Origin of the sequence: Proteus sp. CA142267, assembly GCF_003336825.1 — a bacterium.
Lineage (GTDB): Bacteria > Pseudomonadota > Gammaproteobacteria > Enterobacterales > Enterobacteriaceae > Proteus > Proteus terrae.
In genome coordinates this window covers 198,407-212,019 of the sequence record NZ_QPMG01000002.1, presented here as the reverse complement: position 1 = coordinate 212,019, position 13,613 = coordinate 198,407, and the positions used below count along the sequence as shown (strand labels likewise).

General features: G+C 38.6%; 11 protein-coding genes. 6 read left to right on the top strand and 5 right to left on the bottom strand.

The window, feature by feature from the left end; all coding sequences use genetic code 11:
* Positions 1-12: 12 nt before the first annotated feature.
* Positions 13-312, top strand: a complete 300-nt coding sequence (locus C0T34_RS06705) for a hypothetical protein (protein ID WP_109849888.1) — start codon at positions 13-15, stop codon at positions 310-312.
* 112 nt (positions 313-424) lie between these two features.
* Here the strand turns inward: C0T34_RS06705 and dcuC are convergent, their stop codons facing one another.
* The 5 genes from dcuC to apbC all read right to left on the bottom strand — a co-directional run bounded on the left by dcuC (position 425) and on the right by apbC (position 6,673).
* A complete protein-coding gene (gene dcuC / locus C0T34_RS06700; protein ID WP_069367549.1) occupies positions 425-1,786 on the bottom strand; it encodes an anaerobic C4-dicarboxylate transporter DcuC in 1,362 nt (453 codons plus the stop codon).
* A 275-nt stretch (positions 1,787-2,061) separates the two neighbouring features.
* A complete protein-coding gene (gene asmA, locus C0T34_RS06695) occupies positions 2,062-4,002 on the bottom strand; it encodes an outer membrane assembly protein AsmA (protein WP_098943790.1) in 1,941 nt (646 codons plus the stop codon).
* Between the two features lie 47 nt (positions 4,003-4,049).
* Entirely contained in the window at positions 4,050-4,631 is a 582-nt protein-coding gene (gene dcd / locus C0T34_RS06690) for a dCTP deaminase (protein WP_075672535.1), read from the bottom strand.
* 67 nt (positions 4,632-4,698) lie between these two features.
* A complete protein-coding gene (gene udk, locus C0T34_RS06685) occupies positions 4,699-5,340 on the bottom strand; it encodes a uridine kinase (RefSeq protein WP_023581260.1) in 642 nt (213 codons plus the stop codon).
* A gap of 220 nt (positions 5,341-5,560) precedes the next feature.
* The gene (gene apbC, locus C0T34_RS06680) at positions 5,561-6,673 is read right to left on the bottom strand and encodes an iron-sulfur cluster carrier protein ApbC (RefSeq protein ID WP_075672537.1); all 1,113 of its coding nucleotides are present in this window, start codon (positions 6,671-6,673) and stop codon (positions 5,561-5,563) included.
* 204 nt (positions 6,674-6,877) lie between these two features.
* Here apbC and metG point away from each other — a divergent pair, with 204 nt between their 5' ends.
* From metG to C0T34_RS06655, 5 genes are all read left to right on the top strand, one after another.
* Entirely contained in the window at positions 6,878-8,905 is a 2,028-nt protein-coding gene (metG, locus tag C0T34_RS06675) for a methionine--tRNA ligase (protein ID WP_098943791.1), read from the top strand.
* A 134-nt stretch (positions 8,906-9,039) separates the two neighbouring features.
* Positions 9,040-9,513 carry a CidA/LrgA family protein gene (locus C0T34_RS06670; RefSeq protein WP_098943792.1) on the top strand — a complete coding sequence of 158 codons (474 nt, stop codon included), beginning with the start codon at positions 9,040-9,042 and terminating at the stop codon, positions 9,511-9,513.
* The gene (locus C0T34_RS06665; protein ID WP_192876265.1) at positions 9,507-10,208 is read left to right on the top strand and encodes a CidB/LrgB family autolysis modulator; all 702 of its coding nucleotides are present in this window, start codon (positions 9,507-9,509) and stop codon (positions 10,206-10,208) included. The genes C0T34_RS06670 and C0T34_RS06665 overlap by 7 nt, the downstream gene beginning before the upstream one ends.
* A 547-nt stretch (positions 10,209-10,755) precedes the next feature.
* The gene (cdd, locus tag C0T34_RS06660; protein ID WP_109849887.1) at positions 10,756-11,640 is read left to right on the top strand and encodes a cytidine deaminase; all 885 of its coding nucleotides are present in this window, start codon (positions 10,756-10,758) and stop codon (positions 11,638-11,640) included.
* A 213-nt stretch (positions 11,641-11,853) separates the two neighbouring features.
* Positions 11,854-13,551, top strand: a complete 1,698-nt coding sequence (locus tag C0T34_RS06655) for an NAD-dependent malic enzyme (protein ID WP_088493349.1) — start codon at positions 11,854-11,856, stop codon at positions 13,549-13,551.
* The last annotated feature ends 62 nt before the right edge of the window (positions 13,552-13,613 follow it).

Below are 13,613 nucleotides of genomic sequence, written 5' to 3'. Positions count from 1 at the left end.
CTGGAAAATAATATGCATACCAATGTCAGCGTTAAAATCGTTTGGTTAACCTCTGTTGAAGGAGGAAGACTATCACCACCTCCTTTGAGTGGTTTTTATTATCCAACCACTCAACTACCTTACGAACCAAATAATTGGGACCTTGCGATTGAAATCTTTCACACACAACAAGAGTCTAAACATTGGATAAGTGAGGGTAATATGCAATTTTTAGTTGAACATGCCCCTCATCATTTATTAGAAGAATTAGAAAAATTTGAAATATATGAAGGTACTAAAAAAGTCGCATATGCCTTTATTCAGTTTAAATAATTATTTTCTATACAACTTTTCTTAAGCCAATAAAAAACGGGCTTTGTTTTATCACAAAGCCCGCCAATAAAATTTAAAACAATAATCTTAGATTAATTCAATACAGTAACAATTAACCCAATGTACTTGGTACAAGAATTTCAGTCGCAACAATGACAATAACAAGACCAACTAATACAGGAACAGAAACACGTTTCATCACTTCGAAAGGTGAAATTTTTGCCATACCTGATACTGCAACCACAACACCAGAAACAGGTGATAATGTACGGCCTAAGTTTGAAGCTTGTAACATTGGAATCGTTAAATAAGCTGGGTTAACGCCCATATTGCTTGCTAAACGAGGAATTAATTCAACAAATGCATAGAATGGTGCGTTACCAGAGCCTGTGGTCATTGCCGCTAACATGGTAATTAATACCAATGCAATCATCATCACAATCGCACCTGAACCTAATGACTGAGCACCTTCAATTAATGCATTAATAAAGCCAACTGTTGTTAAACCTTGAGCAAATACCCCTGCTGCGACTAATAACATAACAACTTGAGCAAATGCATCTGCCATACCGCGGTAAGCAACTTCTAAACCTTCAAAAACTTGTTTTGCACTGAAGCTGCGAATAAATTCGATAATAGCCGCTAAAATCATACAGATGATGATAATGGCAACGATATGAAGTTCTGGTAACCATTTACCATCAAAAACGAGAACACCGATAATTGGTGTGAAAGGTAAAATCGCATAGAAACTTGGTGCGTGAGTTTTGATCTCATTCACGTCTAACATTTCTGTTTCGATATGCTCTTTACGGTCAAGATAACGCTGCCAGAAGAAATGAGCGATACACATACCAATAATTGCAGCAATAGAGATAGGTAATGTGGTTTTAAATGCGAAATCAATCAGCGGCATTTGAGACGCTTCAGCGGCTAAAATAACATCACCTGATGTTGGCGCTAAAATAATAGAAGCTGGAGACGCACAAATTGCAGCAGCAGCACCGCGACTAATTCCCATATTCACCATAACAGGAAATAGAGTTGCCATTAACAACACCCCTAAACCTGTTGCTGATGAAACAGCCAGTGACATCAAACATGCAACAATGTAAGCCGCAACCATCAAAAGATATGGTGAGTTAATCATTTTTAGTGGGCGTGATGCTAATTTAACAACAACATCATTAGCACCGATGTGTGTCATATAAGAAGCAAAACCACAAAGTATCATGATCATCATACCTAAATCGCCACCACGGCTCATTAGTAGATTTTTCACATACTCAACAATATCGATTAAGCCATAGCCTGTCGCAGTTGCACTTGCAGGTAAAACAGCTCTTCCCATAATAACGCTGATGATCAGTAATAACAGACCACCTGTCATTAAAACACCGGTTGGTGAATAGCCTTTTACAATATAACGTCCAACGCCTACAGCAACGAAGGCGCCGATAAGAATTTCAATCATTTATTTATCCTGTCTAACGTAGTCATTTATAAAATGAAGTTTTTTATTTTTATCATCATTTTTGCGTTTAGTGCGATTGACACACTCTGCCCAAAGGCAACGTTGCAGTGTATGACATATATCAAAAAAAACGACTATTTTTTTACATATACATAGCACGAATGCTTACTTTTCATTCAAAACATAAATTAAATGATAGATATAAAGCAAAAAGCACACCATTATCAAAATAGTGTGCTTTTATTAAGAATGTGATGAAGTTAAAAATCGTGAAATTAGATTTTCTTCAATAGCTGATTAAGTGCTTTTACTTCAGGGCTTTCAGCATCTTGTTTATTTAGCCAATTATCGATGGCTTGTTTCGCTTTTTGCTGTAATTGATCACGCAGTAATTTTTCAATATTAAGTTCATATTGCACTGCATTCCAATCCCCATAAAGCCTTAAAGGAATATCAATTTTAGCCAGTTGGCGAATAAATTCATTTTCTTTACCCCACCCTTTTTTAATATTAACCAATAATGTTACATCAAGATCATGACGTTGAAGGTTAACTTTACCCTGCCCTTTAATTTGATAAGCATCAGCTTGAGCATCAAGGGAACTAACCGTCAATTGTCCTTTTGGGGTTAATTTAAATTGGGCAATGACATTATCTGCTTGGGTGTAACTCTCAATATCTTCAGGATAAATTACTTTATCTGTCGCTTGAGCGACTGATTGCTGAATAACCTGCGGGACATTTAATCCTTGCATTTTAAATTGGCTAACAGATGTATTGAGCGTACCTTGCCAATAATGATAAAAGGCTTTTCGGTTATATCCCGCACCTTCTAAATTCCCTTTTACCGAAATTAATCCACTGAAATTTTCAGGTTGATTAAACACACGCAATAGCGGCTGTAATGGAATATTGTTCATTGTGACATCCACGCTGATATGTGCTGGCACAATGCTTGTAGAGATAACAGTTGGAAGTGAGAAGTCACCTTGAAGAACGTGCCCTGTTAAGGTTTGAATATTCAGCGAATTAGGATTATTTAGCGCATCAAGTTTAAAATTATTAATCTCTAAATCTTTATAAAGAAGCTTATTCAGTGCTAATTTCAGGGTAAATTCAATATCCCCCCAATGCGTTAAATCATATTCTTTATTTTCAATAGTAACCGAAGTAATAACCGGCTTTGCCATAATTGTGGTATTTGGCGCTGGCGCTGCATGTGCAGTATTAAATAATGAAAATGATGATGGCGCCTTATTATCTTTAGGGGCCAATAATACGGTTTCCGTTGTTTTAGCCGCAGCTAGCTCTGGTAACAACGTATTTAAATTTAATTGTTCACCTTTTAAATCAACCTGATAACGTGTTTTACCTGCAAATTCCGCACTGATATTACCTTGCAGTTGGCTATCATTAGCAGTGAGATTTAAGTTATCAAGTGAAATTTTTCTCACACCTTCATTTTGGATCGTAAAATCTGAGGTTAAACTTCCTGCTATGCCATTTTCAGGGATACCTATTCCTGATAAAGCATAATCTAACTGTGTGATATTACCTACAATTTTGTAAGGATAACTGTTCATATCCGCATTAGCGGCAACATTTAGAGTGATCTCACGACGGTCACGATTCACTTTCGTGGTCATCTCAAGACTAACTTGTTTTTTCTCGTCTGTTTTCAACGATAAATTAATATCACGTAAATTAAGCTGCTCACCATCTTTCATTTGCCAAATAATTAAGCTGTCTGAAATTTTTATTTTGGCGATATTCAATTGCCAATTATTGGCTCTAGGTTCGATTACTGGTACTGGGCGAGAAATATCTCGAGGAGTAGAAGGCGGTGATATTTTAGGAATAGCTTTGCTTTCTGGTGTTTGGCGAACAACGGCACCTTTAAGCATGACTTCTTTTACTTCAAGTTGATGAGAAAGTAGCGGTAATAACTCAACATCAAGACGCATATTATCGGCTGTAATTAAAGGCATTTCAGCACCGGGTGCTGTCAATGACATTTTACCACTAATAATGCTTAACTTTGGCCATACATGCCAACGCATATCATCTTGTAATGTAAGTTTATAACCGCTTTGTTTTTCGACCCTTTCAACAAGGTATCCACGGAAATCATTCGGGTTAATGAGTAAAACTAACGCTGTTAAGCCTGCCAAAATCACCACAAGCAAAATAGCCAGTGTTGTCAGAAACCTTTTCATACAATTACCCGTTTAGTGAAATATGATAATAATGATTATAAAGATAGTTAATCTTCACTAATCCGACTACCAACTGCACCTTGTTGATTTTTATATTTTGCATCTTGACGACGATTATAAGGTCTATCAGCAGAACCAGACATAGGTTCAAAGCTTAATGCACCAATCACCATACCCGGTCTTAATGCAAGAGGCAGTTTACCTGAATTGAAAAACTCTAATACGATTTGTCCATGCCAGCCGGGATCAATACGATGAGCGGTAACATGCACCATTAAACCTAAACGAGCTAATGATGAGCGTCCATCTAACCATCCAACAACATTGTCAGGCAAAGTGACTGATTCAAGTGTCACAGCTAACGCTAATTCACCAGGATGTAAGAAAAATGCCTCACCTTCAGGTAAAACAATTTCATCACTCATTACACGCTCTAGCGCTGCATTCACTTCTGCCTTAGGGCCACTTAAATCAATATAAGCTGCAGTATGACCTTGGAAAACACGGAATTGGTTTCCTAAGCAAACATCTGCTGTTGCGCCGTTAATTCGCTCGATGGGCGGGCGGGGTTCAATGACTAATTTACCTTCATCCAGCCACTGAATAATATCACGGTCGCATAATCGCATTTTATTTCCTTCTTCAAATTAAACAGGCAGTTTCATCATGCATGAAAGCTGCCCACAAATGAATCTATTATTCGCAGAACTGACCAATTTTTGCTTTCAGAATATCAATCGCAACACGGTTTTTACCCCCTCTAGGAACAATAATATCGGCATATTGTTTAGAAGGTTCAATAAACTGGAAGAACATAGGACGAACGGTTTTATTATATTGTTCAATGACTGAGTCTAAGCTACGTCCACGTTCATTCACATCACGTTTAATTCTACGCATTAAGCAAATATCTAATGGCGTATCAACAAAGATAGAGAAATCCATCTCTTCACGCAGGCGTTTATCTGTTAATAATAAGATGCCTTCAATGATAATAACTTTTTTGGGTTGAAAAGGAATGGATTCTGCTTTGCGAGTGTGAGCAACGTAGTCATATTGAGGGAGTTCGATGGTTTTTCCTGCTTTGAGTTCACACAAATGCTGATATAAAAGTGCGTGATCCATCGAATTTGGGTGGTCATAATTGACCTTATATCGTTCTTCCATCGTTAAATCACTTTGGTCACGATAATAACAATCTTCTGGTATCACACCGATATTATGATCACCTACTTGCGCTCTTAATTCGCGGTAAAGCGTACTTGCAATAAGACTTTTACCCGAAGCAGAAGCTCCAGCGATACCTACAATTGTGCACTGATGTGCTGTGTCAGCCATAATCAAAAACCTGGTTTGAAATAAAAAGAGGGATAACGTAATAATATGTAAATATTACGCTAGCGCAGATTATAGTTTTGAAATCACTCTGGTTCCAGCGTAAAACCAGAAATCTATTTGTTTTTTATCAAAAACAGTCGGAAATCGCATGTAAAAAATGGAAAGCCAAATGACTCTCCATTTAAATCAGCAAATAATTCAATGTATTATTGAACAGCAATTACACTGCGCGGAAAGAAATTTCCGTTGGGATTGCATCTCCATCCCAATACATTTGAGCAGAAACTGTTGATGCGATTTCGCGATAAATATCAGCAAACTCGCCTTCAGGATCACGCATCACTGTTGGTTGTCCGCGGTCTAAGTCTTCACGTAAAGAGATATGAAGAGGAACTTGACCTAATAATTCGCAATGATACTTCTCAGCCAATTTCGCCGCACCACCAGTACCAAAGATAGGTTCAAGGTGACCACAGTTGCTACAAATATGTGCGCTCATGTTTTCAATAATACCTAATACAGGCACATTGACTTTCTTAAACATGACAATCCCTTTCATCGCATCCACCAGCGCAATATCTTGTGGTGTTGTTACTACAACAGCAGCAGTTACTGGGATATTTTGAGATAAGGTTAATTGAATATCACCTGTTCCCGGTGGCATATCGATAACCAAATAATCCAAGTCAGGCCACAGCGTATCTTGGAGCATTTGCATTAATGCTTTGCTCGCCATAGGACCACGCCATACCATCGCATTATCATCAGTGACTAAATAACCGATAGAGTTAGACGCTAAACCATAAGCCATAATCGGTGCCATATGTTGTCCATCAGGAGACGTTGGACGCTCCATTGTGGTACCCAACATATTAGGAATAGACGGACCATAAATATCAGCATCAAGAATACCTACTTTAGCGCCTTCTTGTGCAAGTGCTAATGCAAGGTTAACTGCTGTACTTGATTTACCTACGCCACCTTTACCAGAGCTCACTGCAAGAATATTACGAACACCATTAACACCAGGCAGATCATTTGCGCGACGTAAGGTTGAAATATTGTGCTTGAGTTTCCATTCAATGGCTTTTGCACCAGTGATGTTGCGAAGTTCAGCTGTTTTTTCTTCGATTAGGACTTGGAAAGGTTTTTTCCAAACAAATGGCATCACTAATTCGATATGAAGAACATCGTCAATCATCGCACATTGATGTAATGCTTTTAGAGAAAGCAGATTACGTTTCAATGTCGGGTGTTCAAAAGTAGACAAGACACCTGAAACTTTTTCGTTCAGAATCTCAGGGGTGGTCTGCTCGGGGGATTTATCACTCATCCCGGCTCCTCTCGTTTTCATTATTTATTAAATATATGAGTGCATCTATCATATCAGATAGTAGATGACTACGATAATGCCTTACCTCAATTTGCCAACTGAAATTTCTCTTGCAAAAACTCGATTATTGCCCTAGCGACATCATGACGGATCGGTTACCATCAAAGTCCCTTTTATTAATTTTATGGAAGTAAGATCCTTACTATGTCTCACGTCGCGAATAAATTATTGGTAACCTGCGCGTTACCTTATGCTAACGGTTCAATTCATCTCGGTCATATCCTTGAGCACATTCAGGCAGATATCTGGGTCCGTTATCAACGAATGCGCGGCAAAGAAGTTCATTTCATCTGCGCTGACGATGCCCACGGCACTCCAATTATGCTGAAAGCTCAACAATTGGGTATAACTCCAGAAGCCATGATTGAAGAAATGAGCAAAGAGCATCAGCAGGATTTTGCAGGCTTCAATATCAGTTATGACAATTATCACTCTACACACAGTGAAGAGAGTCGCCAATTATCGACTAAAATTTATCTGGCACTGAAAAAGAATGGTCACATCAAAAGTAAAACAATTTCTCAGCTTTATGATGAAGAAAAAGGCATGTTCCTGCCTGACCGTTTTGTAAAAGGCACTTGCCCTAAATGTAAAGCGCAAGACCAATATGGTGATAACTGTGAAGTTTGTGGCTCAACTTACAGCCCAACAGAATTAATTAATCCACGCTCTGTCGTATCAGGTTCAACGCCTGTAATGCGCGAAACAGAACACTATTTCTTCGACTTACCTGCATTTAGCAATATGTTACAAGAGTGGATCCGCTCTGGTGCACTGCAAGAACAAGTTGCGAATAAAATGCAAGAATGGTTCGACAGTGGTTTACAACAGTGGGATATCACTCGTGACGCGCCTTATTTCGGTTTCGAAATTCCTGATGCACCGGGTAAATATTTCTATGTATGGCTAGATGCGCCGATTGGCTACATGAGTTCATTCTTAAACTTATGTGAAAAACGTGGTGATTTAAGTTTTGATGAGTTTTGGAATAAAGACAGCAAAGCTGACCTTTATCACTTTATTGGTAAAGATATCGTCTATTTCCACAGCTTATTCTGGCCTGCAATGTTAGAAGGTAGCGAATATCGCAAACCAACAAACTTGTTTGTTCACGGTTATGTCACCGTAAATGGTGCGAAGATGTCAAAATCTCGCGGCACCTTTATTACTGCTCGCGCTTATCTTGACCATTTTGATGCAGATTGCCTACGTTATTACTATGCAGCAAAACTTTCATCACGCATTGACGATATTGACCTAAACTTAGAAGACTTTGTTCAACGTGTAAACAGTGACATTGTTAATAAAGTGGTTAACCTTGCATCGCGTACAGCAGGTTTTATCAGCAAGCGTTTTGATGGCAAATTAGCAGATTCTTTAGATGATGCTAAGCTTTATCAACACTTTGTTGATATGAAAGAAACCATTGCACAATCATTTGAAAATCGTGAATTTAGTAAAGCTGTTCGTGAAATCATGGCATTAGCAGACGAAGCTAACCGTTATATCGACGAAAAAGCGCCTTGGGTAGTGGCAAAACAAGAAGGTCAAGATGCTCAGTTACAAGCAATCTGTACAATGGGAATTAACTTATTCCGCGTGTTGATGACGTATCTGAAACCAGTATTACCTTCACTAACAGAACGTTCAGAAGCCTTTTTACAAACCCAATTAACATGGGATGCACTAGAACAACCACTGTTAGGCCAAGAGATCACTAAATTCAAAGCGTTGTTTAACCGCATTGAAATGGATAAAGCCAATGCAATGGTTGAAGCATCAAAAAGCACCATTGCACCTGTAAAAGAAGTGACAGGTCCATTAGCAGATTCACCAATTCAAGAGACCATCAAGTTTGATGATTTTGCGAAAATCGATATGCGTATTGCTGAAATTAAACAAGCCGATTTTGTTGAAGGCTCAGACAAACTGCTGAAACTAATTTTGGACTTAGGAGGCGAAACTCGCCAAGTATTCTCAGGTATTCGTACTGCATACCCAGATCCTAAAGTGTTAGAAGGTCGCTTAACGGTAATGGTGGCAAACTTAGCACCTCGTAAAATGCGTTTTGGTATTTCAGAAGGCATGGTAATGGCAGCAGGCCCTGGCGATAAAGATATCTTCTTACTCAGCCCAGATTCTGGTGCAAAACCGGGCCAACAAGTGAAATAACAACCAAGATTCATTTGCCAAATAAATACATGGCGGGGTTCTATTAGAGCCCCGCTCTTTTTTTATTGTGATCCATAGCACACTTTCAAAATCGGTGTATGATAATTCTGTTAGTTGATTTGGGACACTTACTTATGAAATCTAAACGGGCACGATTGCAGATTACACTTTGGCATTATCTACGATCTTTTTTGGTACTTTATCTTTGTCTTTTTGCTGGTAATCTTATTTCAGCCCTCCTACCCTTTGCGGTTCCAGGCAGTATTGTTGGGTTACTGATCCTTTTTGGTTTACTTGCTTTCCAGCTTATCCCTTTGCGTTGGGTTAAACCTGGCGCCAATATCCTGCTGAAAAATATGTCATTACTCTTTATCCCTATCGGGGTAGCCGTAATGAATTATTATGATTTACTTAGTCAGCAGCTTTTCCCTATCGTTTTAGCCTGTATAGTCAGTACGTTTGGGGTTATGGCACTGGTTGCTTACTGTTCACATTATGTTCATCGGGAGCGTATTATCGTAGGTTCAAAACCAGATCAAGTTGAAGATGTTATTGAAACAAAAGAAAAAGATGATGATAAAGCATTAAGTGAGAAGAAAAAATGTTAGTGTTAATGAATATATGGTGGTCACTTCCTTTAACCATAATTATCTTTTATTTATCACGTAAACTTGCTGCTCGTTATAAATTACCTATATTGAACCCTTTACTTATTGGTATTGCGGTTATTATTCCTATCTTGTTAATTACACATACTCCTTACGAACACTATTTTGCTGGTAGTCGTATTTTAAATGATTTATTACAACCTGCCGTTGTTGCTTTAGCTATCCCGCTTTATCAGCAATTACACCAAATTCGCGCACAATGGAAATCACTGATAAGTATTTGCTTTATTGGTAGTGTTGCTGCCATGGTCAGTGGTACTGCGATTGCCTTATGGGCAGGAGCAACTCCCGAAATTGCCGCATCAGTCTTACCTAAATCAGTCACAACACCTATCGCAATGGCAGTTGCAGACTCCATAGGTGGTATTCCTGCAATCAGTGCTGCATGTGTTATTGCAGTAGGTATTTTAGGTGCCATTTTTGGTCACACTCTATTCAAGATATTGCGAATTCCAACTCACGCCTCTCGGGGATTAGCGATGGGAACCGTTTCGCATGCAGTAGGAACAGCAAGAGCGGCAGAAGTGGATTATATCGAAGGTGCTTATAGTTCATTAGCATTAATGACCTGCGGGATTATTACCTCTTTACTTGCTCCGTTTATCTTCCCTATTATTTTGCATCTTTATAGTTAATCTCATTTCCAGTGGTAAAACAAAAACCTTCGCCTAATTAAGACGAAGGTTTTTTTATGCCAATTCAGAAATTAATAAAGATACTTCGGTTAATTCACCCTTTCTAAGTTTCAATGCCATATTAATCATTGATGTAAAATGTGCATTTTTCACTATTTCAGTATCAACTAAGCCTTTAGAAGCAAGCCAATTTGCAATTTCACTTCAATCATAAAGGGGGTTTTTTCCTATAACACGCAAATAAGGTGTTGGAAATTTTCCATTAATTCATTCGCTATTTACAAGAAATAAACGTTTATTTTATAAGTACGGCATTAATAGATTTGGATTAGCGAGTTATCACAGAAGTGTTCAATTAAAATTTCATTCCCTTTGGAGATTTTTCATCTCACTATTTTTGAGAAAAATGCTATAAATTTGAGATATATCTCTCAATTAATGAATTTGTTGCAATTGTTTCATTGAAAATATGATTTTCATCACATATAAGAATGGGTAAAGATGCCTAGAATCTTATAATACAGAAAGATTAATGGGAGACTCATGTATGCATACTCGTTTTCAGGCAGTTTGGTCAGATTTATCCCCTCAGTTACAACAAGCACTTGCTCCTTATCTTGAGCAGGATGAATTCCCTGCAATGTTTACGGCAGAACAGGTCAACGCCATAAAAACACAGTTACAATGTAATGATGATGCCTTAGCCCTAGCACTTTTACCTGTTGCTGCTGCTTGTGCTGTTGCACCTATCTCTAATTTTAAAGTCGGTGCAGTTGCGCGTGGTGAAAGTGGTAATCTCTACTTCGGTGCCAATATGGAATTTGCTGGCGCTCCGCTACAACAAACTGTTCACGCTGAACAAAGTGCTGTGACTCATGCATGGTTACGTGGTGAATCTCGCTTAATCTCCGTCACTGTTAACTATACACCTTGTGGTCACTGTCGCCAGTTTATGAACGAATTGAACAGTGGCACCCATATTCAAATTCAGTTACCGGGTAGAAAAATGGCAACATTAGGTGATTATTTACCTGATAGCTTTGGCCCGAAAGATCTCAATATCACCTCTTTATTAATGGACAAAGTTAATCACGGTTACAAAATTGATAATCCTAGTGAATTAGCACAACAGGCACTACAAGCCGCTAATCGTAGCCATGCACCTTATAGTGAGTCACATAGTGGTATTGCTGTTCAAATGAAAAGTGGCAAGATTTTCCAAGGTAGTTACGCAGAAAATGCCGCATTCAACCCAAGTTTACCGCCATTACAAGCCGCATTAATTTTGTTAAATATGGCAGGTGAAAGTGTAATGGATATTGAATCTGCTGTCTTAATCGAAAAAACAGAAACAATTTTAACGCAATGGGATGCAACACAAGCAACATTAACTACTTTAGGTTGTCGCCAAATGCAACGCATCACTTTGTAAAAAGTTTTAACTTATTCCTCTAAAAATCTCTCCTAAAAAAGCATCAGCATGTAAATTTTGCTGATGCTTACCAGAAAAAGTTGTAACAACCGTATCTATCTCTCATTTCTAAGCATAAAAATCATAAAAAAATAACATAAGCTGTACATATTTTTATTATTTTGTAGGATCTACAATTGTCATGTGACTAACTGCCTTACAAGAGTATTTTTCATGGAACTGGAACACGAAAGTAAACGCCCTCTCTACATCCCGTATGCAGGTCCCATCCTGCTTGAATTTCCCCTGTTAAATAAAGGTAGTGCTTTCAGCGAAGAAGAACGCAGCACCTTTAACTTACATGGTTTACTGCCTGAAGCAGTTGAAACCATCGAAGAGCAGGTCGAACGCGCTTATCGCCAATATCTTGATTTCAAAAACGATAACGATAAACATATTTACCTACGAAATATCCAAGATACCAATGAAACCCTGTTTTACCGTCTATTGGAATCTCACCTAACTGAAATGATGCCTATCATTTACACACCAACAGTAGGTGAAGCTTGTGAACATTTCTCTGATATTTATCGTCGTGCTCGTGGTTTATTTATCTCTTACCCTAACCGCGCCAATATCGATGATATGCTACAAAACGCCACGAAACAGAACGTAAAAGTCATTGTTGTAACAGATGGCGAACGTATTCTTGGTCTAGGTGACCAAGGTATCGGTGGTATGGGTATTCCTATCGGTAAACTCTCTTTATATACCGCGTGTGGTGGTATTAGCCCAGCGTACACACTGCCTGTCGTACTTGATGTTGGTACTAACAATCCACAACGTTTAAACGATCCTCTGTATATGGGATGGCGTCATCCTCGCATTACAGGTGATGAATATAACGAGTTTGTTGATGAGTTTATTCAAGCTGTTAAACGTCGCTGGCCAAATGTTTTACTGCAATTCGAAGATTTCGCACAAAAAAATGCGATGCCTTTATTAAACCGTTATCGTGATGAGCTATGTTGCTTTAACGATGATATTCAAGGTACAGCGTCTGTTACTTTAGGTAGCTTAATTGCAGCAAGTCGTGCTGCTGGTCGCCAATTAAAAGACCAAACTGTCACTTTCTTAGGTGCAGGCTCTGCAGGTTGCGGTATTGCTGAGCAAATCATTGCCCAAATGAAATCTGAAGGTTTAAGTGATGAGCAAGCGCGTGAACGTATCTTTATGGTTGACCGTTTTGGCTTATTAACAGACAAACTGCCAAATCTACTTGATTTCCAAAGCAAACTTATTCAAAAAAGTGAAACCATTGCTGATTGGGAAACCGAAAGCGATGCAATTTCACTGTTAGAAGTGGTTAAAAATGCAAAACCAACTATTTTGATTGGTGTTTCAGGACAAGCAGGTTTATTCACTGAAGAAATTATTCGTGAAATGCACAAACACTGTGAACGCCCTATCGTAATGCCATTATCTAACCCAACTTCTCGTGTAGAAGCGCGCCCTGAAGATATTATCAATTGGACTGATGGACAAGCTTTAGTCGCAACGGGTAGTCCATTTGCACCAGTTAAATACAAAGATAAAGAGTATCCAATTGCACAATGCAACAACTCTTATATCTTCCCAGGTATTGGACTAGGTGTTATCGCTTGTGGTGCAAAACGTGTTACTGATGCCATGTTAATGGTTGCAAGCCGTGCATTAGCAGATTGCTCACCAATGGCAAAAGATGGTGATGGTTCACTGTTACCTTTACTGGCTGATATTCAGCAAGTTTCGCGTTATATCGCAAAACAAGTTGCAAAAGAAGCTCAAGTACAAGGTGTTGCTACCGTAACTTCTGATTCAGCATTAGAAGAAGCTATTGAACGTAACTATTGGTCACCAGAGTACCGTATTTACAAAAGAACCTCGTTCTAAGTAGCTTGAAACACTAAGTACCATTCTGAAAAGCGCGTCATTACTTAATATGAAGCGCTTTT

What these genes read in the sequence shown, in the direction of transcription:
- C0T34_RS06705 (WP_109849888.1), top strand. Translation starts at nt 13, where the DNA reads ATGCATACCAATGTCAGCGTTAAAATCGTTTGGTTAACCTCTGTTGAA.
- dcuC (WP_069367549.1), bottom strand. Translation starts at nt 1,786, where the DNA reads ATGATTGAAATTCTTATCGGCGCCTTCGTTGCTGTAGGCGTTGGACGT.
- asmA (WP_098943790.1), bottom strand. Translation starts at nt 4,002, where the DNA reads ATGAAAAGGTTTCTGACAACACTGGCTATTTTGCTTGTGGTGATTTTG.
- dcd (WP_075672535.1), bottom strand. Translation starts at nt 4,631, where the DNA reads ATGCGATTATGCGACCGTGATATTATTCAGTGGCTGGATGAAGGTAAA.
- udk (WP_023581260.1), bottom strand. Translation starts at nt 5,340, where the DNA reads ATGGCTGACACAGCACATCAGTGCACAATTGTAGGTATCGCTGGAGCT.
- apbC (WP_075672537.1), bottom strand. Translation starts at nt 6,673, where the DNA reads ATGAGTGATAAATCCCCCGAGCAGACCACCCCTGAGATTCTGAACGAA.
- metG (WP_098943791.1), top strand. Translation starts at nt 6,878, where the DNA reads ATGTCTCACGTCGCGAATAAATTATTGGTAACCTGCGCGTTACCTTAT.
- C0T34_RS06670 (WP_098943792.1), top strand. Translation starts at nt 9,040, where the DNA reads ATGAAATCTAAACGGGCACGATTGCAGATTACACTTTGGCATTATCTA.
- C0T34_RS06665 (WP_192876265.1), top strand. Translation starts at nt 9,507, where the DNA reads ATGTTAGTGTTAATGAATATATGGTGGTCACTTCCTTTAACCATAATT.
- cdd (WP_109849887.1), top strand. Translation starts at nt 10,756, where the DNA reads ATGCATACTCGTTTTCAGGCAGTTTGGTCAGATTTATCCCCTCAGTTA.
- C0T34_RS06655 (WP_088493349.1), top strand. Translation starts at nt 11,854, where the DNA reads ATGGAACTGGAACACGAAAGTAAACGCCCTCTCTACATCCCGTATGCA.